Origin of the sequence: Flavobacterium proteolyticum, assembly GCF_015223105.1 — a bacterium.
Classification (GTDB): domain Bacteria; phylum Bacteroidota; class Bacteroidia; order Flavobacteriales; family Flavobacteriaceae; genus Flavobacterium; species Flavobacterium proteolyticum.
In genome coordinates this window covers 107,220-129,303 of the sequence record NZ_JADFTZ010000007.1, presented here as the reverse complement: position 1 = coordinate 129,303, position 22,084 = coordinate 107,220, and the positions used below count along the sequence as shown (strand labels likewise).

General features: G+C 28.0%; 21 protein-coding genes and 1 tRNA gene. 11 read left to right on the top strand and 11 right to left on the bottom strand.

What is annotated here, in order from left to right; all coding sequences use genetic code 11:
* Nucleotides 1-587 (top strand): TlpA family protein disulfide reductase (locus tag IM755_RS12415; RefSeq protein WP_194097356.1); only part of this gene is annotated, 587 nt, incomplete at its 5' end.
* Nucleotides 588-1,329: 742 nt separating this feature from the next.
* Here IM755_RS12415 and IM755_RS12410 read toward each other — a convergent pair.
* On the bottom strand, nucleotides 1,330-4,212 hold the full coding sequence (locus IM755_RS12410) for a sensor histidine kinase (RefSeq protein ID WP_194097354.1): 2,883 nt from the start codon (nucleotides 4,210-4,212) through the stop codon (nucleotides 1,330-1,332).
* 45 nt (nucleotides 4,213-4,257) lie between these two features.
* Here IM755_RS12410 and IM755_RS12405 point away from each other — a divergent pair, with 45 nt between their 5' ends.
* From IM755_RS12405 to IM755_RS12380, 6 genes are all read left to right on the top strand, one after another.
* On the top strand, nucleotides 4,258-5,007 hold the full coding sequence (locus IM755_RS12405; RefSeq protein ID WP_194097352.1) for a LytR/AlgR family response regulator transcription factor: 750 nt from the start codon (nucleotides 4,258-4,260) through the stop codon (nucleotides 5,005-5,007).
* A gap of 229 nt (nucleotides 5,008-5,236) precedes the next feature.
* Nucleotides 5,237-5,806 carry a hypothetical protein gene (locus IM755_RS12400; protein WP_194097350.1) on the top strand — a complete coding sequence of 190 codons (570 nt, stop codon included), beginning with the start codon at nucleotides 5,237-5,239 and terminating at the stop codon, nucleotides 5,804-5,806.
* 557 nt (nucleotides 5,807-6,363) lie between these two features.
* Nucleotides 6,364-7,137 (top strand): hypothetical protein, encoded by a 774-nt coding sequence (locus tag IM755_RS12395; protein WP_194097348.1) that lies wholly within the window; start codon nucleotides 6,364-6,366, stop codon nucleotides 7,135-7,137.
* Nucleotides 7,137-7,640 carry a hypothetical protein gene (locus IM755_RS12390; RefSeq protein WP_194097346.1) on the top strand — a complete coding sequence of 168 codons (504 nt, stop codon included), beginning with the start codon at nucleotides 7,137-7,139 and terminating at the stop codon, nucleotides 7,638-7,640. The genes IM755_RS12395 and IM755_RS12390 overlap by 1 nt, the downstream gene beginning before the upstream one ends.
* Before the next feature lie 139 nt (nucleotides 7,641-7,779).
* Nucleotides 7,780-8,118 (top strand): plasmid mobilization protein, encoded by a 339-nt coding sequence (locus IM755_RS12385; RefSeq protein ID WP_194097344.1) that lies wholly within the window; start codon nucleotides 7,780-7,782, stop codon nucleotides 8,116-8,118.
* A gap of 2 nt (nucleotides 8,119-8,120) precedes the next feature.
* The gene (locus tag IM755_RS12380) at nucleotides 8,121-9,059 is read left to right on the top strand and encodes a relaxase/mobilization nuclease domain-containing protein (protein ID WP_194097342.1); all 939 of its coding nucleotides are present in this window, start codon (nucleotides 8,121-8,123) and stop codon (nucleotides 9,057-9,059) included.
* A gap of 235 nt (nucleotides 9,060-9,294) precedes the next feature.
* Here IM755_RS12380 and IM755_RS12375 read toward each other — a convergent pair whose 3' ends face one another.
* Complete coding sequence (locus IM755_RS12375) at nucleotides 9,295-9,807, bottom strand: hypothetical protein (RefSeq protein WP_194097340.1); 513 nt, start codon at nucleotides 9,805-9,807, stop codon at nucleotides 9,295-9,297.
* A 446-nt stretch (nucleotides 9,808-10,253) separates the two neighbouring features.
* Here IM755_RS12375 and IM755_RS12370 point away from each other — a divergent pair, with 446 nt between their 5' ends.
* Nucleotides 10,254-10,784 carry a hypothetical protein gene (locus IM755_RS12370; RefSeq protein ID WP_194097338.1) on the top strand — a complete coding sequence of 177 codons (531 nt, stop codon included), beginning with the start codon at nucleotides 10,254-10,256 and terminating at the stop codon, nucleotides 10,782-10,784.
* A complete protein-coding gene (locus tag IM755_RS12365) occupies nucleotides 10,777-11,466 on the top strand; it encodes a nucleotidyl transferase AbiEii/AbiGii toxin family protein (RefSeq protein WP_194097336.1) in 690 nt (229 codons plus the stop codon). Before IM755_RS12370 ends, IM755_RS12365 begins: the two co-directional genes overlap by 8 nt.
* A 103-nt stretch (nucleotides 11,467-11,569) precedes the next feature.
* On the opposite strand, the gene IM755_RS12360 is transcribed toward IM755_RS12365, so the two are convergent.
* The 5 genes from IM755_RS12360 to IM755_RS12340 form a co-directional block, all read right to left on the bottom strand.
* Complete coding sequence (locus IM755_RS12360) at nucleotides 11,570-13,489, bottom strand: AAA family ATPase (protein ID WP_194097333.1); 1,920 nt, start codon at nucleotides 13,487-13,489, stop codon at nucleotides 11,570-11,572.
* Nucleotides 13,470-14,015 (bottom strand): hypothetical protein, encoded by a 546-nt coding sequence (locus IM755_RS12355; RefSeq protein WP_194097331.1) that lies wholly within the window; start codon nucleotides 14,013-14,015, stop codon nucleotides 13,470-13,472. The genes IM755_RS12360 and IM755_RS12355 overlap by 20 nt, the downstream gene beginning before the upstream one ends.
* A 1-nt stretch (nucleotide 14,016) precedes the next feature.
* Nucleotides 14,017-15,225, bottom strand: coding sequence for a hypothetical protein (locus IM755_RS12350; protein ID WP_194097329.1), 1,209 nt, complete (start codon nucleotides 15,223-15,225; stop codon nucleotides 14,017-14,019).
* Between the two features lie 56 nt (nucleotides 15,226-15,281).
* On the bottom strand, nucleotides 15,282-16,505 hold the full coding sequence (locus IM755_RS12345; protein WP_194097327.1) for a tyrosine-type recombinase/integrase: 1,224 nt from the start codon (nucleotides 16,503-16,505) through the stop codon (nucleotides 15,282-15,284).
* Between the two features lie 67 nt (nucleotides 16,506-16,572).
* Nucleotides 16,573-16,646, bottom strand: a tRNA-Met gene (locus IM755_RS12340).
* Between the two features lie 154 nt (nucleotides 16,647-16,800).
* Here IM755_RS12340 and IM755_RS12335 point away from each other — a divergent pair.
* Together IM755_RS12335 and IM755_RS12330 are read left to right on the top strand one after the other, a co-directional pair.
* A complete protein-coding gene (locus tag IM755_RS12335; RefSeq protein ID WP_194097325.1) occupies nucleotides 16,801-17,193 on the top strand; it encodes an START-like domain-containing protein in 393 nt (130 codons plus the stop codon).
* A 53-nt stretch (nucleotides 17,194-17,246) separates the two neighbouring features.
* On the top strand, nucleotides 17,247-18,086 hold the full coding sequence (locus IM755_RS12330) for an aminotransferase class IV (RefSeq protein ID WP_194097323.1): 840 nt from the start codon (nucleotides 17,247-17,249) through the stop codon (nucleotides 18,084-18,086).
* On the opposite strand, the gene IM755_RS12325 is transcribed toward IM755_RS12330, so the two are convergent.
* The 4 genes from IM755_RS12325 to IM755_RS12310 all read right to left on the bottom strand — a co-directional run bounded on the left by IM755_RS12325 (nucleotide 18,079) and on the right by IM755_RS12310 (nucleotide 22,049).
* Nucleotides 18,079-18,639, bottom strand: coding sequence for a YqgE/AlgH family protein (locus IM755_RS12325; RefSeq protein ID WP_194097320.1), 561 nt, complete (start codon nucleotides 18,637-18,639; stop codon nucleotides 18,079-18,081). The two genes, IM755_RS12330 and IM755_RS12325, sit on opposite strands and share 8 nt — an antisense overlap.
* Nucleotides 18,640-18,763: 124 nt before the next feature.
* Nucleotides 18,764-19,039, bottom strand: a complete 276-nt coding sequence (locus tag IM755_RS12320) for an HU family DNA-binding protein (protein ID WP_008256752.1) — start codon at nucleotides 19,037-19,039, stop codon at nucleotides 18,764-18,766.
* A 176-nt stretch (nucleotides 19,040-19,215) separates the two neighbouring features.
* The gene (gene fmt / locus IM755_RS12315; RefSeq protein WP_194097318.1) at nucleotides 19,216-20,163 is read right to left on the bottom strand and encodes a methionyl-tRNA formyltransferase; all 948 of its coding nucleotides are present in this window, start codon (nucleotides 20,161-20,163) and stop codon (nucleotides 19,216-19,218) included.
* On the bottom strand, nucleotides 20,163-22,049 hold the full coding sequence (locus tag IM755_RS12310) for a RecQ family ATP-dependent DNA helicase (RefSeq protein ID WP_194097316.1): 1,887 nt from the start codon (nucleotides 22,047-22,049) through the stop codon (nucleotides 20,163-20,165). Before IM755_RS12310 ends, fmt begins: the two co-directional genes overlap by 1 nt.
* Nucleotides 22,050-22,084 lie beyond the last annotated feature (35 nt).

Below are 22,084 nucleotides of genomic sequence, written 5' to 3'. Positions count from 1 at the left end.
CTAAGAATGAGGATTCACAAAAATTTGCTCTACAATTTTTACAATTAGGATTTAAAGAAATGGGGCAAGAAAAAGTATTGCAATATTTAGATGAAAAATATGCTAAGATAGCCAGTCAATGTAAAGATGATAAAAACAAACAAGCTTTTGATTTGCGTATGGCAGGTTACAAAGCATTGCAAAAGGGGTCAAATGCACCGAATATTAAATGGGTTGCAGCTAATGGGAAAGAATTTAGTTTAAAAGATTTAAAAACAGATAAGGTTTTAGTTGTTTTTTGGGCTACATGGTGTCCGCATTGTTTAGAAACGATGCCAAAAATAAATAAATGGGCAAAAGAAAATCAAAACGTTTCAGTTTTAGCGATTAGCTTAGATGTTGATTTTAAAGAATATCAAAAAAAGGCTATAGAATTTGATCAAATGTATCATTATTGCGATTATAAGCAATGGGATAGTAAGCCTGTAGTTGATTATTATGTGTATGGAACACCAACAATGATACTTATAGATAAAAATAAAATAATAGAATCTAAATTCACAAGTGAAAAGGAATTGTTTGAGTATTTTAATAATAGTGCTAATTAACAAATATTTCATTGTTGCAATCGAATATTACAACAACTAAACTTGTTCTCAATTATGTTTTAACTTTGATTTTAGTTAGTGCAAGTTGTTTTCATAATTATAGATTTGGGGTTAAATTTTATGATTATACTTTTAGTAGGTTGAGTAATTTTCTTGCATTAACGGATTAATTTAGGGGAATGAACTTAGAACATATAAGTGGAAACCATTTTTCAAGCTAAAATTTTCCATTATAGAATTATAGTTTTTTTGGCTTTCACTTGTTCTAAGTTTATTATTTTGAATTAAAGTTAATGTTCTGTTTTTATTAATTCTAATATATAATTTATCTGCTCCCTTTCTCTCAATTTTAAATAAATTTTAAGGAAGTAAATTTGTTTTTTTCATAACTACAAGGGAGCAGTTTTTTTATAATTTTTTAATAATCATGATTAAGAATAATTTAATAATTAATAGTTTATTTGTTTTTTTATTAACGATAATCCTTAATAATTTAGTTTTATATTTTTTTTTAAATGAAATTTACAATTGTAAAATAGTTTTTTTTAATTATTGCATAATTAATTTTTTCTTTTTTATAATGAATATTTTGGTTCATTCTATCCAAATAAAAGAAGTTAAATTTTATTTAAATAACAATTTTTATTGGACAAAATCAGATAAGATTAAAAATTTGTTTTTTATTTTTTTTCTAAATTTATTTCTAGTTTTTGGAAGTTTGTTAGTAATTATAATATTATAATTAAATTATTTCTACAATAGGTACTACAAACTTAACTCTTGTTCCTTGTTTTAAAGTGTTTTGTTTGTTTATGTCCTCAGTTGTTAATTCATATGTATCTTTCTTTGATAGGATGTTTAGAATTTTAATTCTATCTTTTATTATTTTAGTTGCATAAGATTTGTGATTATTATTTCCTTGTTTTTTAATTTGGTTAAATCCTATACCGTTATCTTCAATGATAATCTCAATTTTGTGTTCTGTTTTTTGAATGTTTATTACTATTTCTTTTTCATTTTTACTAGGTAATAAACCATGGATGATTGAATTTTCAACAATAGGTTGTATTATCATGACTGGTATTGAAAGATTATTAATTTGTAAATTTTCATCAATGTTTATTTTTAAGTCAATTTTAATATTATTTTTCAATGACTCGATTTCAATATATGTTTTTATGAATTCTAATTCATCAAATAAGGATATGGTATCTTTATTAACAATATCTAATGTTTTTCTAATAAAGAATGAAAATTTTGAAAGAAATTGATTTGCGCTTTTTTCTCCTTCTAGTATATATAAACTTTGAAAATTATTAAGTGAATTGAATATAAAATGTGGGTTCATTTGTGCTTTTAACGCTTTTAGTTCCAATGTGTTTAATTTAAGTTTTAAGTTATATTTCCGAAGAGATTTACGTTGATAATAACGGTAAGTAATAAAGATTAGTAATGCAAATGCAATTATTGTTAATACTTTAAATAATAAGGTTTCCCAATAGTAAGGTTGAATTTTAAAATGAATTTCATTAGTATTGTAAATTTCTTTTTCATCTGTAGATAATAGTTTAAATTTAATAATGTAATCGCCATGAGATAATTCTCGAAATGTAATTGTGTTTTCATTAAAAAGAATCCATTTTGATCTTTCCCCGTTTTTAATAACGGTATAAAACTTTTTAAATTTTGATGGGTTTTGGAAACTAAAAAGCGATGTGTTAATAGAAATGTTATTTTGAGTTCTTTTAAAATTAATCGTGTTGTTTTTTTTGAAGTTTAACCCATTTGCAGAGATTGAGTCTAAATCTATTTTTCCAATTATTTTATTTTCAAGAAATATTTTATTTGATATTATATAAATAGATTTAGTAGAAGTTACATATAATTTATCCTTTTTAAATTTCATTTCTAAAATTTTTCCATTAATAAAAACGTCTTTTAAGTTTAATGTGGAAATAAGTTCAAATTTATTTTTTTTGATTTTAAAAAGATAAATAGCTTTGTTTGAAGCTATGTAAAAGTTTTGATTTAAATCATCTTTTTCTATTGATGTAATGTTTTCATTAATTAAAGTTCTGTCTTTTATATTCAAAGTTTTATTTAATAAGTATAAACCCTCAGAATTTGTGCCAATGAATATAAAGTTTTTAGAGCCGTTAATGATGTTAGTATATCTGATTTTTTTGTTTTCATATTGTTTATTGTTTATTTCATCATAACAAATTACTTCGTCTTCATTTGAAGTGTAAATTTTTTTATCATGTAATATAAAAATAGTGTTAAAACGCAAATCGTTATTTTTTTCAAAAAGTATATTTTCATTTTTGTTGATTCTTGACATATTAACATAATAGAGGTCATTTTCTATTTTTTCAATATTTCTATTATATATTTTTTTTGTTTTAATTTCATTTGTCAACAAATTAATATATTCAATCTCATCATTAAAACATACCGTTAGAAAGTTTTCGTCTAATATTAATTTTTGAGGCTGCTTAAATTTATATTTTTTTAGAATCTTTATTTTGTTTGATTTTAAATTAAATTTAAACAAAATATGATTTGAGGTTATAAAGAAAATTTCATCATTTTTTGAAAGTACAGAGTGTTTTATTAATCCTGAATTATCTCCCAATATGTCGGATAATTTATAACTGATTATGTTATCAAAATCATTTGGAATAAACTTTAATTTATTGTCGTTATATACAAGCCAAAAATTTTCTTGAGTGTCGATATAAATGCTAATCAAGTTTTTAGTTAATGTTTTTAAATCATTAATTTTTTTTGAAAGATAATTATTGTAGATTCCGTTTTTGTAAATAAAGTAATTATCATTGTCCTTAATAATGTTGTATTTTGAATCATTTTCTAAGTTTAAAAAACTTTTTTTAAAAAAACTAGTATTCAATATAAGAAAAGTGTCTTTTTCGAAGTAACTAATGTAATCTGTTAATTCTCTTTTTATGAAATAAGGATTTAATTTTGGATTGTGGTTTATAAAACTAATCTTATTATGAAAAATATTTTTGCAGTATATATGGTTTTTTGGAGCATATTTTATTTTTCCATTTTTTAAAACAAAATATTTCCTTTGTTTAGGATTAAAACCTACATATAAAAAATTAGATTTATCATAATCTATAATGTATTGTTTATTTATGTAGTAATTTAAAAGTTCTTTCTTTTTATTTAAACAAAATGATTTTTTGTCGTAAATCGTCTTAAAAAAAGGTGTTCCATCTTTTTCAAAGGTAAAAGTAATCCCTTTTAGGTGGTCTGTATTATTAACTTTTTTTACAATTTCATTTTCTATGTAGTACAACCCTTTATGAAATCCTGTAAGCCAGATTCTGTTTTTAGAATCAACATCAAGTTTAAAAATATCATTATTTGGCAATCCCTCTTTTTTTTGAAATATTTTGTAAGTTGTTCCGTTATATTTTACGACACCATTTTCAGTTGCAATCCATATATACCCCTCGTTATCTTGAACTACATTATAAATAACGTCAGATGGTAACCCAGATTCAACGTTTAATTCTTTTATAGAATTATATGTTTGAGAGAATAAAGAGTTTAAATTTAGAAAGACAATTGTAAAGAATATTAATATAATTTTCATATTATTGTTTAATAAAACTGAAACAATATAATAATTAATTTTAAAATGAAAAAGTATACAGCTTTTATTGTTGATGATGAAGATAGAAATGTTAATATCATAGTCCACTTTTTAAATAAATTTTGTCCGAATATTCAAATAATTGGTTCCTCCAATAGTTTTGAAGAAGCAATTGGAAAAATAAATTTATTAAAACCTGAAATTTTATATTTAGATATTCAGTTGCATAACAAAACAGCATTTGAACTTTTAGATGTTATAGATATTTCAGAAGTTGAGATAGTTTTGGTAACTGCTTATGAAAATTATGCGGTTAAAGCATTTAAATATAATGTTTTAGACTATGTAATGAAACCTATTTCTATTGAAGATATCGTTTTAGCAAGTAATAAAGCTATTTCAAGAATTGAAGAAAAGGAAATTTTTGATAATTCTAAGGTACTAGAGATGCAAATCAACAATTTAGAGTATTCTAGTTTTATCACCATTTCTTCAATTGATAAAATTGATATCATTAAAAAGAACGAAATATTATTCTGTAAGTCTGATGGTCGTTACACTACTTTTTACTTAAAAAATGAGGAGGAATATGTAGCATGTAAAAATATTGGAGAATATGAAAATATACTAACAGATAATTGTTTTTTTAGGATTCATCAATCCTATATAATAAATTTAGATTTTGTTGTAAGTGTTAATAAAAAATCAGGCTACTATTGTGAAATGATTAATGGAGCAAGATTACCGATAGCCAAAAGAAGACAAGAGGCATTAAATAAAATTTTAAAGGTTTAATTTTTTCATAACTAAACAAATATTCGAATAATATCATTAATGTTTTTGTAATCGTTTAATCAGTGGTATTGTACTGAATTCTTTATCATTTATCTATACAATGCAATGTTTTTCTAAATTAAGATGAGAAAAATGAAGATTGTAAAAAGTCATATGTTGATAAATTTTAATTCAATTAACATAAGAAGGCAGTTTTTTTTCTAAATTTAGTAAATTAAAATTCATCATCATGATCACCTTCTCAGAACACCTAATCGTTACAAAAGAACTAAACAACGTAGTTTGTAGATATGCACAAAAAGTTCTTTTAAAAGAATTTTTACTTGATTTTACATTTTTAAAAAATGAAAATGGGAAAAGAAAAATCAAGACGAAAAACATTAATCCATTATTAGAAGAATTAAGTACTCATCAAGGTGATATTTATGGAGATGAAGAATTAGAAATTTCAGAATTTATAAATGGTTTTATTTCTAAATTAGACCAAAATGATAAAACAGCACTCTACTTTCTAGCACTCAATGAAAATTACCTAATCTATTATGATGATTTTCTAGCTAATGAAGGCGCTCATTTAGATGAAGATTCAATTGATAAAGAATTTGGAAGAGAGCTTGCTTATAAAATTTATAATCCAAATGCATCAGAACTTGATGAAGATTTAAACGAACTCTTACAAAATAAAATATCTTCGTTTGCAGATGATCTTGATCTTAGCGAGATAGATGAAAGCTCAATAGAGCAAATTTTGGAAACTATAGAAAGTCAATGTAACGATATTGGATCCTTAATTAGATAGTTTATTTTTTTAAACCAGCTTGTAAAACTTGCTGGTTTTATTTTTTTATTTTTTCCCTAAAAGTTATTACTGCGTTGTCATGAAGCAAGCCATGTTTTTGATAGCAAAAACGCTCCCTTTGGTCACATGGCTTGGCAGGGTTGCACCCCACACCCCGCTGAAATCAGAACATTTGCAATGTCGAAATTCTTAATTAATTTTCTTGTTTAATCAATTTATAATAGATTGTTTTCAAACGAAATTGTTTTAAACTTCTTCTTTAAATTTAAAAGGACTCCAAATTCAATTTTCAATAGAATTTGCTTGAAAAGTGATAAAATCTTTTTCAAAATTTATTTTTTTACAGAAAATACTGCTAATTATTTTATTTAGCTGATTTTCAGACTCTTCTTTTTTTGATTTTTTCAAAACATATTCATTTTATTGATACTTTTTAAAAAGTATCAATATTTTGATTATCAATATATTACGAAAATAATTTTTAATTTCAAAATATTGTTTTTTGTTTCTTAATTCTATTTTTGACGCCATTCAATTTTAAATTATTAAAAAATAATATGGAGATTAAACCTTTAGTTTTTAAAAGCTATGATTATGTCAAATGGATTAACATTAGAAAAAAGTACAACAATGAGTATAATACAACACCTGTACTCTTGACAGAAATTGAATTGAAATCCATTTTAGCACTTCTTTTTTCAATTCGTTATAACTACCCTATTATTAATGAGAAAAGTAAAGATGAGATAAAATTTATTTTAATAGACGAACACCCTATTACTCGAATACCTTCAGTGTTTGGACATCAAATGCTAGAAAACTTGGATAAAGAGCATAAAGAATGGTTCAATCGACTACATAATAAAAGCTATCTTTTATCTGAAATTTTTATTGATAGCGGATTAAATGAATTTGTTCATTTAGCATTAATCGATTATATGGCTATCCGAAAATTTGAATATGGGAAATTTTTTTTAAACAAATTATCAAAATCTATTTTTGATTCCAATGAAGTTTCAACTAATTCAATTATAGAAAAAATAAAAGATAATTTAAATAACACTTCAAACAAACTTGAGTTTATTGCAGATAAAATTCTAAAAGCTAATCCAATGACGGATACCAAAGATTTGTTAATCATGTCATTTGCTTTTAATGAATATTTTTCAAAGTCTAGTAATAAAGATGCGGTTTATGCTATCACAAATTATATAGTTAAAGAAAACATCTATTTATTATCAATCAAGAAAAATATTTTCAAAGATGCAATCAATAAAACAATAAAGAGAAGTTGGAATTTAAATAGAGGAAGAGGAGGCCATAAATTATAATGAGAGATGAACAAAAAATAGCATTTTTAAAGTTTATTGATAGCTTGAATGGTCAAGCTTCAATTTTCAACATTGGTGAACATTCTTTTAATTACAATCAGCTAAAAGCTATACAAAGAAGCCTTCTAAATTCACAAAGAGTATTGGAACAATTTGGAATTAATGTTAAAGAAAATCTTTCCATAAGAAGGGCTCTAATAGTTCTACTTCAGGAGAAATATTATCCATTAAAAACTTATGACGAAATTGACATCAATTTAGAGCAACTTATAAAGCAAGCCAAAGTTAGATTTCAAATTGAAAACAGAAATATTAATAAGTTGAATACACCACAAGCCATACATCCTAAAAATCCATGTTATCATTATGAAGATAGTCCGCTGGAAAAAGGACATTATAAAAATGCTTTGAAACTATTAGTTAATCCTTCAAGTTTGTTTTTTCAAGATGAGAATGCTTTTATAAATCTTGTAACTATTTATGAAGATATTCTAAATTGTTAGCTAGTATCGTACACAAAATAGTGTACGACACCCTCATTTTTCCATTTTTTACCCATTTAAATTTGTCTTGTTGAACGAATTTAAATGGGTTTTTTATTTGGATTCGATTCCGAATTATTAGCAATTAAAAAATGTAAATATGGGACGACCAAAAAAGAAGATAGAAGAAATTAAGTTATTTCAAATCAATCTAAGAGTGACTATGAATGAACAAGTTCAACTTGAGGAAGCCGCTAAATCACATGGATTAAATGTAGTTGAATTTATTAGAAGAAGAGCATTACACAAACAATTACCAAAATTTTCTATGTCGGGTTTAGAAAGGGATTTACTTATTGAACTTTCTCGTATTGGAAACAACATTAATCAAATGTCCAAAAAAGTCAATCAAGGGAATCCTAATCTGAAGGGATTAGAAGAAGAGTTATTGAATTTGAATAAAAAGCTAAACGAAATTAAAAATCAATTATTACTATAACGATGATTGCGGTACAAATAAAAGGAAGAAGTTTCAAAGGAGTGCTTTTATATAACCAAAATAAGGTTGATAAAGGTGAGGCTATTGTTTTAGATACAAATCTCTCATCAGAATCTGTAGTCAAACAAACTAAGGAGTTCAATATTGTAAGACAGCAAAAACCAAATCTATCAAAAGCGGTTTATCATGTGAGTTTGAATTTACCCTATGAAGACTCTAAAAAGTTATCTGATGATAAATTCGCAAACTTAGCAAGAGATTACCTTGAAGGAATGGGATTTGATGAAAATCAGTATATAACCTATAAGCATTTTGACCAAGATCACTCGCACATTCATATTGTGGCAAATCGGGTTAATTTTTCTGGAAATGTTGTAAGTGATTCACATGATTATAAACGAAGTGAAACTTTAATTCGAAAATTAGAGCAGAAATATAATTTAACCGAATTAGTTCGAAAGGAAGAATCAAATGTGCTTTCTAAAGGTGAAATTGAAAAATGTCTTAGAACAGGTGAAAGTCCAGATCGATTAGTATTACAATCTATAATAAATGAATTATTAAAACAACATTTAACCATGCATGAGTTTTTTGAAAAACTCAAGGGAAAAGAAATAGAAGTAAAACTGAACAAAAGCAGTACTGGACTAGTATCTGGAATTTCATTCAAATACAGAGAAGTAACTTATAAAGGAAGTAAAATTCATCGAAGCTTATCCTATAATAATTTAACTAAAAAAGTCAAATCATATGAACAAGAGCGAATCAATAATTCTATTTCAGCAAATTCAACAGAAATTGGAAAAACTAGAGAAGAAACAAGAAGAACTTTCAGCCCAACTGAAGAATTCAGCCGAAACTATAGTAGAAAACCAGAAAATTATTTGGGCGAAAGTAAAGCAAATGAAAAGCCAAAACCAAGAATAAAATTTAGAAGATAGCCATGCGAGCTGAGACTGTATATACAATATTACAAGCCCTTCCAGAAACGGAAGTAGCTCGCTTCTACAAAATGCTGGGTGTGCAGTCTCCTTTAAATGCTAAACCTAATAGATCTAAAAAGAAACCGCTTATTTCTGATGCCGAAGCAACTGAGTATCTTTTGAGGAAGTTGAAAAGATATTAAGTTAGAACAAAAACGGAGCTTACACTCCGTTTTTTTATTAATTTGAAAAATTATTCAATAACCGCATAAATTCCTAATACTTCATTGTATTCATCCTCAGATACAAAATCAGGTATTTCAAAATAGTGTTTAAAAATATCTTCAAAAAATAGAGCAAAATAGATAATTAAAAAGTCTCTAACATTTCCTGTTTCGATAAAAACTTTCAATTCTTTGCGATAATTTTCTTGTGATTCTTCTGTGTCAAAATCATACATTTCATAATTTGGTCTGCGAAGTGCATTAACACCCTTATACACAATCTCAAATTTTACACTCTTTACCAATTGAGAAATAAGTTTATCTCTTTGCTCTGTAGTTAAAATTTTGAAGAATGAGTCTAATTTCAATGCAAAATTTTCTGACCTAATTAGGTCAGGGACTTCACTAAATTTAAAATACGATGGAGATAACTTACAAGTTTTATTTGCTGAAAAATCGGGCTTTTCCTTGTCAAACAATAATAAACTCACCAATGGGTGTAATAACTCTGAACGCTCAGGGTTGGGATTTCTTTTTTTCATAATGTACCTAATTAAAAAGGCGTGAAACTAGAATCAATCCGCTACTGAGCCACTAGGAAGGCTTGACAACAAGAAAGAAACCGTCCACGCCAGTACTAGGCACGGACGTAATTCCATCTGTTATTAAGTTGTCATGAAGATTCCTAGTTTTCAGTAACTAATAACGATAGCTTACGCAGGTGTTAATATTTTATATGTTGTAAAATTAAGAAATCTCTTTCTTAAAATGAGTTGATATTTCAGAATTTCGAGGGTTTTTATTAACAAATCAATATTCTTATTTTTTATTTTGAAATGCTACTAATTATATTGATGTTGTAAAGACACTTGGAAGTTATTATAATTATATCGCATATCGCAATATGAAATACGGTAATAATAAATATTACAAAGTAATAATATTTATAACTTTCTTATAAAATTTGCTTAATATTGCATATCGCAATATGGAATATATGCAACAGTCAAAGAATAATTTAAAACCACAAGACGTAGTAATTCTCCTGAAAATAATAGCTTTAGGTGAAAAATCATGGTTTCATCATACTATTGCTCAAGAGCTTGGTATAAGTCAATCAGAAGTAAGCCAATCATTAAACCGTTCTAAATATGCTGGTTTAATAGATGATGCTAGAAAAAAAGTAAACAAATTGGCATTTACGGAGTTTTTATTACACGGAGTTGCCTATGCTTTTCCTCAACAACCAGGCGCAATTGTAAGAGGGGTTTTAACAGCACATTCAGCAGAACCTCTAAACCAAATTATAAATTCAAGCGAAAAATACGTTTGGCCTTATGCAAAAGGAAATGAAAGAGGACAAGCTATAGAACCATTATATAGTACTGTGGTTGAAGCAACATCTAATGATAAAGAATTATATGAACTGCTTACAATGGTAGATGCAATAAGAGTTGGAAGAATTCGAGAAAAAGAGATTGCAAAAAAAGAACTAGAAAAAAGAATACTAAATGCATAACAAAGTCATAAATCTTGCATTGGTGGCTAAAGTAGCACAAGGATTACAAGAGCTAAAAGATAAAATGGTGTTCATTGGTGGTGCTGTAATTAGTTTGTACACAGACGACCCTGCTGCCGAAGAAATCCGACCAACTGCTGATATAGATATGACCATCAATTTAGCAAACTACGCTGAATGGGCTCAAATGCAAGAACGATTAGCAGAGTTGGGATTTTATCCCGATCCACAAGGACAATCAATATGTTCATACAAATATCAAGATATTGCAATAGACATTATGCCAGCGGATGATAGCAGTATTGGTGTTTCAAACATTTGGTACAAGCCAGGTTTTAAATACTTACAACAAATAGCATTGGAAGATGGAACAAATATTAATATATTACCTTCTCCTTATTTTTTGGCTACAAAGTTGGAAGCATTCAAAGATAGAGGTAAAAATGATTTTTACGGCAGTCACGATTTCGAAGACATTATCTATCTAATAGACAACAGAACAACAATAGTTGAAGAAATTTTAACTGCTGATGAGGAAATTCGTCAATATATAAAAGAAGAATTGACGATAATTAAAAATCATAAGCAAGCAGATGAAATTTTAGCAATGCATATTCATCCATTAATACGCGAAGAACGTTTTAAAATGTTGGTGGAGAAGATTGAAATGATTACTAATTAAAAAGAACTTGTATTATTATTATTATTATAAAAGTTTCAATAAATATTCATTAAAACAATTTTCTGATAAAAAACAGGCTTAGTTTTTTTGTGTTAGAAATATATTATGCACCAATGTCAAATATGTTTTTAGTTAATAATTTATTTTTCTTGTCAATTGTTTGAAAAATAAAATTTTTAAATTCTGTTGGATATTTATTTAATCCTGTCGTCAAAATAATTTGCCCTTCATTTATTATGTTATTTTCATCACCTAATTCATTAATCAATTGCATTGTTGAAATAAAATTATCATTATCAATTCCCATATTTTCTGGTGTGTCAATCAATAAAAATTTTGGAAACTTAATTTTATCTATTAAAGATAAATGAAACAATGTTAAATAATACATCAACCTTTTGCTAACATTCGAACTTGCTTCTTTATATGTCCCACCATTAATAATTGGCATATAATCCTCACTTGAAATTCGCGCTGATGTGCAATCAAAAAGAGCTTTAGTCATCAAAGACAGATATTTAGTATTGAATGATTTTATAATTTCATTCATGTTTTTACTTGATTCAATTTTTTTTCCATCCATTATTCTTTTTGCATCTTCAACTTTTGAACCTAAGGATGTTTTTTTGGATTCTAATTCTTCTCTTTTTAATTCAATTTTTATTTGTTGTCGAATTTGTGAAATCCCTTTTTCTAATTCTAATATTTTATCGTTAACTTCTTTTAATTCAATATTCTTAATTACTCTTCTGCCTTTAGTTAATTGATTAATTTCACCTCTTATTTCTTCTAATTTTAATTCAAAAGCAGAAATTTTATCACTCAAATATTTTATATCGTCTTCATAACCTTTTAGAGCAATATCTAATGTTTCGATATTTTTTTGTTTACTCTTTAGAATATTGAAATATTCTTCTTTTGTATAGAAAAATTTTTGATATTGTTCATCGGATACATTATTTCCACAAATACATTTTTCAGGTTCTCTATTTGCTGTTTTTAAGCAAATTGGACAAGTGTCAGGAGAGAATAAATTCAGACTTTCGTTTGTGATGATTATTTTTTTTAAATGTGTTACTTCTAAAATAATATTTTCACGAACTCTTTTTACTCTTGAATACTCTAATACAATGTTTGATTTTTCTTTCTTAAAACCAAAGACTTTTTCTTCATATTCAGAAAATTTTTGTCTTTTTTGACTTAAAATTTCAGTGCTTGTTTTTATTGAAGTAACGTTGTCATTTATTGATTCGCGATAGTTTTCAAGTTTTTCAATTTGAGAAATCATTTCTACTAAATCTAAATTTAAGTTGTATGAATTCTTTCCTTCGAATAATGTGCTTGAATCAACGTTAAGATATTCAAAATTTTGAATTAGAGATTTAATAGTTGTCTGTTCATCCAATGCCTTTCTATAATTCGCAATTGAATTATAATATTCATCAAATGAATTTCCTGTAAGTATTTCAAAAATGGCTTTTCGAATAATACCAGAATCTGAAATATAATTTTCATTATCAGGTCTTTTGTATATTTTATCAACCGGTGTTATTTGGTCATGATACATTAATCTAAACAAATCAAGGAAATTAAGCTTATAGAATTCAGTACCTTGATATATCTCTACGACTTTTATGTTTAATTTACCTAATAGCCAATCAGAAAAAGTAAATGAATTATTAATGCTTCTATTTATTGGTAATGTAACAACATCAGTTGGACTAACAATATTTACCTCGAATTTATAAATGTAACGAGTAACAATGTAAATTTGATTGTTTATAACTATTGTTATTTCAACATAATTTGACTTGTCTCCTGTTATTTCAATGTGCTTTTCACTCGTGTCGTCTCTAAACCACTTAACATTTCCACCCAATCCAAAATATAGTAAACTAGAAAAAGTTGTTTTACCTGCTCCGTTCTCTCCTTCAAGAATGTTAATTCCTGAAGTTAATGTTGGCGATGAGTAAGAGTATCGCTCTCCAAAATATTTAACTTGTTTAACTAATAAGTTGCTCATCTGGTATACCGTTTTTATAATAAAGATTTGATAGCATAGTTGAAATATCGAGAATTGATATTCGTTGAACTATAGATTTTAATCTGTTTATATTACTTCGTTCGATTTTAAATATTTCTCCTTTAAGAAATTCTTTTTGAATCCTTTGCTTATTCAAACAAATACAAAGTTTGTCTAATTTTTTATCTGTAATTGTTATGAATCCTTCATTTGTCAATGTAAAAACAAGTTGATTAATCGTCCTAATTCTTAATAATGAATCTGAGAATGACTGACTTAATAATTCTTTGTCAACTTCATTAATCTTTGAATTCGGATTTTTTGATTGCTTGTCAATTATATCAATAAGTTTACCATTTGAAATAAAATCTATTAGAAATGAAATTTTTCTATGGTCTCTCAAACTGCTTTTCCCTTCAACACAATCAAGTCCATTCAATATAATAAACATATTATAAGTGAGGAAATTATAATCTTCACTTTTAATAAACATCATTCTTTTTTTAGTTAAATCGTTTTCTTCCATCTTAATCAAATGCCAAATAACAGCTATCAATAAATTCAATAAAAAGTTCCGTAATCACACTGTTTCTTTCGATGCCATATGTAAAATCTTTTTTCAAATCCTCAAATTCTTTTATACAATTAATAGTTATTTCTCTGATAATAGTTTCTATCTCATCTTGACTAAAAATAGTCTTTGATTTATTTTCTGTTTTAGAAAATAATTCTGTTTCACAAAAATTGAAAACCCTATATTTTAATGCAAGATATTGTGATGAAGATTTATGATTGCTTTCAAAAACCTTTGCTATTGCAGCTTGACGATTTAATTGTTTTAACTTATCATGACTAAAATCTGGACAAACTTGTAAAATTTTATCATTTAGATTTCTAAAATCTGTCGGCTTTTCTATTGTATCCCATAATGTATGGACATCATCTAATTTAAGAGGTTTTATAATGTTATATATAGCGTTTTGAAAACTTAGCTGAACATCAGCCTTTTGAACAAGTTTAAATAGTCTATCCTTTTGTATCGATTTTTTTTCGATTAATTCTAGTAACTTAGCTTTAATTGTTTCTTCTTGATTTTCATTATCAACACTACTATAATATGTACAATCTTTAATTAGTTTTATTACTGAATTTTCAACCTCATTAATTTCTGGAAAACCAAATAGCCAAGAAATTTGCTTTAAAAATTTAGTCCATTCATCTAATGTTAATTTTCTTAAAAATTCTATTGTTGACTTTTCATCTGGATAATTAACCTCATAATAATCAAATACTAAATCTTTAACTAATTGGGCAATTTTCTTAATTCTTGTATCGTCTAAAGAAGCCAATTCTTCTAATAATGATTCCTTAGGTAAAGTTACTCCAAGTTTTTTTGTTCTTGAACTTAAACCTTCTTTACCAATTGAATTAGTACTTAAAAAACAAAATTTAATATCTGAAGAGAACTCATTGTAAGTCCAAATATCAATAAAACTGCAAAAAGATTTTAAAATTTCCTCACTGTTAAGAGTAAATTTACTATTAGGGTTGTAGTTTTTGTTTTGTTCAAAAATCTCACCATCCTCATTTTTTTGATAAACATCTTCATATAGCTCAATAGCTACAGCAACATTTTTTTCCTGATTATTATTTATGTTTATTAATAAATACTCTATTGCCCTAAGTTTCTGTAGCCTAAGAGCTTCTATTAATCCTGATGCTTCTCTGTCAATCATTGTGGTTGTTTACTCTCCAAATATAATAAAAAAAGCATGTTTCATTACTTTATTTTCTACAAATACCTCGAATAATCCTCAGGAATGTAAGCATTAATTTCCCTTAAGTATTTCCTTAACGCAGTTTTGCTCGTATGTCCCGTTATAGCCATGATATTGGATTCGGCTTCCTCTGGTGTCATTTCTTTGATAAAGGTATTGTAGAGCTTAGTTATGAAGGTATGTCTAAAACTGTACAAACCGTAATCTTTGCCTAATTTGAATTTCTTTTTAACTTCCAGGAAATAATCAGAATAATCGTTTCTTCTGCTAGTTTCTGTAGCTTCCCAGTATTGTCCAAAATTTTTTCTTCCGAACAAATAAGCATCTTTTGGATAATGGGTAATATTTGGCATTTCATCAATTAAAACTTGTGGAATTCGCTTTAATTTGAATCCTGTCTTGGTTTTAATTTTTAAAATTTTGTCATTTAGATCGATGTCTCCAACTTTAATACGATTTACCTCTACTGGCCTTAAAAAATTGTAAGAAATAAATTTAACGTATAAAGAAAGTAACTTATTATTCTTGTCTAAATACTCAAATATTTTAGTTTCTTCGGTGCTAGTATATGATTTATTCTTTTCAGGATTGCTTTTTAAAACAGGAATCTTATGAATAAAGTTTTCCGAAATAATTTCATTATCTGCTAAAACTGTAAAAATAGTACTAATATCGGTACGAGTATTATTTCTATTTTTCGCTGAGGTAGCAGTTAAAACTTCATTCAGATAAATTGTAATAACTTTTTTATTGACTGAAGAAATCAATCTGTTTTTAAATCCATTTTCGTTTAACCACTTTTCAAAACGTAAAATTCTTCCTTCTAGACCTTTGTAAGAGGTTTCAGCTAAGGTGCTTTTTTTGATATTCAAAGCAAATTCAAAAGCTTCTTTTATTGATTTACTTTCAGATTCAGCTTCAAAATTAAATTTATTTTCAGGATTGTATGGATTGAATCCATCTTTTAAAAGAAGAGATAAATTTCGTTGCATGGTTTTTAACCACAACAAGCGTTCTCTCTTTTCTAAGTGTTGAGGAGCGTAAATGTTGTTTGGAAACCTCTCAAGAGGAGCATCAGCTTTCTTTCGAAAAGAAAAATAAACATACCAGCGCTTAGCTAAATCACCATTAGCATCATAGATTTTTGGTTCGGAGTATTTTTTCTTTTCTTTCAAAGCGTGTTCAAAATCGTGTTCAAAACCGTGTTCATTTTTCAAATATCGTAAAATTTTTGACATAAAAAAAGCAGGATTAAATTGCTCTAATCCTGCTTAAAATCTAACTTTTTGATTTTTAAAAAACTTGTAGCGAAGACGGGAGTTGAACCCGTGACCTCAGGGTTATGAATCCTGCGCTCTAACCAACTGAGCTACCTCGCCAAATGTTGGTGTCACATCCTTGTTGAATGCGGGTGCAAATATAAAACTAATTCTTTTGTTTGCAAATATTTTTTAGCTAAAATAAATTAAAATATTTTTTTTGTTTATTCGATTAATTCTATATATATTTCCAAACTGAAAATAAAAACAAACTATGAGTGTTAAAGTAAAATATGAATTAGAATTTCCTATTCAATCTTCACCACAACTGCTATATCAATATATTTCTACGCCTTCTGGATTATCTGAATGGTTTGCTGATAATGTGAATTCTAGAGGTGAATTTTTTACTTTTATTTGGGATGATTCTGAAGAGAAGGCAAAATTAGCCTCTAAAAAATCAGGAGAACGTATTAAATTTAAATGGTTAGAGGAAGATGGAACTGAAACAGACTACTTTTTTGAAATGAAAATTATGGAAGATGAAATTACTAAAGATGTTTCTATTGTAATTTCAGATTTTGCTCATTCTGATGAATTAGAAGAATCAAAATTGTTGTGGGAAAATCAAATTTCCGATTTAAAACATGTATTGGGTTCCGTTTAAAAACTCAATAATATCAACTATATTTGTCCCGATTTAAAAGTCGGGATTTTTTTATGGTAAATTTTAACGGAAATATTCAGGAAAACAGTTCAATTTTAATTGAAAACAATAGAGGATTTTTATTTGGAGATTGCGTTTTCGAGACAATAAAAGTATTCGACAACAAAGTCTTATTTCTTGAAGATCATTACTTTAGATTGATGGCATCTATGCGTATTTGTCGAATGGAGATTCCTATGAATTTTACGATGGAATATTTCGAATCTCAAATTTTAAATCTCATTCAATCCTTAAAAAATTCAAATTCTTTTCGCGTTCGTTTTACGGTTTATAGAGATTCTGAGGGTTTTTATTTACCAAAAACTAGAAGTGTTCAATTTTTAGTTACCGCTTTTCCTTTAAATTCAGATTTATATGTTTTTGGAAAAGAATATTATGAAGTCGAGTTGTATAAGGACTTTTATATAACTAAACAATTACTTTCAACCTTAAAAACCAATAATAAAATGCTTCAAATTACAGGAAGTATTTTTGCTGAAGAGAATGGCTATGCTAATTGCCTGGTTTTAAATGATGAAAAAAATGTGGTGGAAGCTTTACAAAGCAATATCTTTATGAAAACAGGTAACGTGGTTATTACACCACCTGTTTCTGATGGTTGCTTAAACGGAATCATGCGCAAACAAATACTTGAAATTTTGAAAAAAATAGAAGGAATCGAAGTGAAAGAAACTTCAATTTCTCCTTTCGATTTACAGAAGGCAGATGAGTTATTTTTAACCAACGTAATTTCTGGAATTCAACCAATCACAAAATACCGCAAAAAAGAGTATACAACTGAATTTGCTTCAGATGTATTAAAAAGATTGAATGCTAAAATCCGACTTAGTTAAGCATTGGGTTTTCGGGCGCGTTTGAAAACAAAACGTACTCGCCACCTTGCTCAATAATTTTTTCTTTCCAAAAAAGGGTGCTTGCTTTTGATAGCAATTTGTTTTTAAGTGTGTTTTCTGCAACAATCCATGAGTTTTCTTGCATTTCCATTTCTAGTTGATTAACACTCCAGCCGCTATAACCTAGGAAAAAACGAATATGATTTTTGGTAATTTTACCTTCGTTAATTAGTTGTTTGGTGGTTTCAAAGTCGCCACCCCAATAAATTCCATTTGAAATTTCTACACTATTTGGTATAATCTCTGGTATATTGTGAATAAAATACAGATTGTCTTGTTCTACCGGCCCTCCATTATATATTTTAAAAGAAGCATCAATCTCAGGAATCAAATCATTAATGGTGTAAGAAAGTGGCTTGTTTAAAATAAAACCAACAGAGCCTTCATCGTTATGCTCCGCTAATAAAACCACAGAGCGATTAAAAGAAACATCTCCTAAAATCGAAGGCTCTGCAATTAGCAAATGACCTTTTTTGGGTAAAGTTGATATCATAATTTCTGTAGTTTATTAAATAAAGTTATCAAAAAAAAAGCAAAGAATCAAAAAAATATCGATAAAGTGCAAAAAAAAGTCCCGAAATACATCGGGACTCTCTTATTTTGATATAAACAAAATATTATTTGTTTACTGCTCCTTCTAATTCAGCACCAGCTTTGAATTTTACTACGTTTTTAGCAGCAATTTTGATAGTTTTACCAGTTTGTGGGTTTCTTCCATCTCTTGCAGCTCTTTTAGATACTGACCAAGAACCAAAACCTACTAAAGATACTCTTCCACCTTTGTTTAAAGTTCCTTCAACATTGCTTAAAAATGATTCTAAAGCTAATTTAGCAGCTGCTTTTGTAATACCAGCAGAAGCTGCCATTGCATCGATTAATTCTGATTTGTTCATGATTAAAGTTATTTATAATTGGTTAAACTTAATTATTTATCACAAATTTAGCGGTATTATTGAGCTGTGCAAGTATTCATGCTATTTTTCGACTAAAATGTTGATAAATTAGACTAAATGTTAATAACATTGTTTGTTTTTTTGAATTTCATGCTCAAATATAGTGTTTTCAAGGCTTAGAGCGCTATCGCATTTTCAGATAACTTAATCCCGTTTAATAATTCGTGAGCTAACATTCTTTTCTTTCCAGGAAATTGTAAACTTTCAATTTTTAAAACACCATCTTTTACCATCACGAAAATCTCTTTCTTAGTAGTCGTAATTTTTCCAACACCATCAGTATGTGCTTTTTCTTCAAAACTAGCCAAATAGATTTTTACATTCCATTCGTTTTCGCCATCTTTAATATAGGTCCAAGCGGCAGGATAAGGCGATAAACCTCTGATTAAATTAAAAATCGTCTTTCCTGACTGCGACCAATCAATTTTACAATTATCCTTGTTTAGTTTGTAAGCCGTTTTTACATCAGGATGGTTTTCTTGTAAAGTAGTAGTCGCTTTTCCTGATTCTATCAATTGTAAAGTTTCTAAAACCGTCTCGCTCCCTAAATGCATCAATCGATCATGTAATTCACCAGCAGTTTCATTTGCCCCTATTTTTGTTTCCTTACTTAAAATCATCGCACCTGTATCAATTTTATCATCAATAAAGAAAGTGGTAACACCTGTTTTAGTTTCACCATTAATGATAGCCCAATTAATAGGAGCAGCTCCACGGTATTCTGGTAACAATGAAGCGTGTAAGTTAAACGTTCCTAGTTTTGGCATTTTCCAAACTACTTCAGGCAACATTCTAAAGGCTACGACTACTTGTAAATTCGCTTCTAAACTTCTTAATTCAGATAAAAATTCTTCCGATTTTAAATTGGTTGGTTGTAATAAACGCAAGTTTTTTTCTAACGCATATTCTTTAACCGCACTCATGCTTACTTTTTGTCCACGACCTGCTGGTTTGTCGGGAGCGGTGATAACGCCAACAATATCATAGTTGTTTTTGTAAATAGTATCCAAAATTCCAACAGCAAAATCGGGCGTTCCCATGAATACAATTCGTAATTTTTCCATTATATAAGATAATATTGATTGTTTGAATTAATTTTGATTCGATTATTCTCTAATAATAATTGAATGGCAAAGATAGTCGCTTCTGAAGAAATGTGCAGTTGGTTTTCAATTTCTCTTGAAGATAAAGAACTTTTCTCTAATAATTGTAGGACCGATTCTGTTATTTCAACTGGATTGACTTTTTTTTTAGCAATACAATACGAACAAATGCCGCAGTCTTCCTTCGTAATTTCATCAAAATAAGCCAAAAGCATTCTGTTTTTACAAGTATCTTCCTTTGTAATGTAGTTTACTACGCTCTGAAATTGCTCTTCCTTCAATTTGTTTTGATGTTCTAAAAACTTCGCTACACGATTAATTGTTAAATCGTCTTCTCGAGCTTCGTTAAAAGTGATGGAACTATCATTGTTTTTGGCGTGCAAAATAATACACTGACTTTCGGCTAGTTTATCAATTACTTCTTCAACATGCTTTTCTGTTGTGTTTGCTTTTTTGGCAACCAAATGCGGATTAATCGTAGTTTCTACATCAAAAATTCCAGAATAGGTTCTTAAAATCGTGGTAATAACAGGTTCGTCATGCGGATGAAGACTGATATAGCGAATAACTTCCTTACTTGGAATAATAAATTGTAAACTAATTTTCTCGGTGGATTCACTTTGGAAAGTAATGATTCCTTGTCGGTCCAAAAATTGCAAACTATTAAAAGCTTTAATTACCGGAAAATGGTAATGCGCACAAAATTGATTCAAATTGAAAGCAAAACTTTCGTTGTAACCTTCACCATAAGCAATTTGGAAGTAATTATTCAATTTGATGTAAACGTCTTTTACGAATTTTTTATCGGGTAAAACATCAATAAATTGAGATTTAGTGTAAGCGATATCCGAAGGATTCGTAACGATGATTCCGAATGCTTTTTCGTCATTTCGTCCCGCTCTTCCAGCTTCTTGATAGTAATTTTCAATGTTTTCTGGAAGTTGGATGTGAATTACCGTTTTTACATCGGGCTTATCAATTCCCATTCCAAAAGCATTGGTGGCTACCATGACTTGTGATTTATTCTCTAACCACGATTGCATATTCTTTTCTTTATCTTTTGAAGGCAAACCACCGTGGTAAATTGTTGAAGTAAATCCCAATTGATTTAACTGTTGCGAAGTTTCAACGCACGATTTACGATTACGAACATATATAATAGAAGATTGCGGATTTTTAGTTAAAATCTGCTGTATTTTGAAAAGCTTATCTTCAGTTTTAATCACATGATATGCTAAATTTTCTCTAGTAAATGACTTCGTGAAAACTTTAGGATTTACCAATGCTAAATGCGTGCAAATATCTTCCTGAACTCGATTGTTGGCTGTTGCAGTTAAGGCTAAAAATGGAGTAGTAGGGAAGTGCGTTTTTAAAGCCGAAATCTTTAAGTAAGCTGGTCTAAAATCATGACCCCATTGGCTCACACAATGCGCTTCGTCAATGGCGATAAGATTAATAGGTAATTGTTTCAAGCGTTCCACAATCCAATCGTGTTGCAAACGTTCGGGAGAAAGATATAAGAATTTGTAATTTCCGAATTGGCAATTGTCTAAAATATCAATTACATCATCTTGAGAAACACCACCAGTTAAGGCAATCGCTTTGATGTTTTTACTTTGTAAATTCTGAACTTGGTCTTTCATCAAAGCAATCAAAGGCGAAATCACCAAGCAAATCCCATTCAACATCATCGCCGGAATCTGAAAACAAACCGATTTCCCTCCTCCAGTTGGCAAAAGTGCAAACGTATCATTGCCACTTAAAACCGATTGAATGATTTCTTCTTGAGGTGCTCTAAAACTATCGTGTTTCCAGTATTTTTGAAGAATTTGTAAGGCTTCCGACATGTGAATTGGCTTTTAGAAACACTAAATTACGAAAA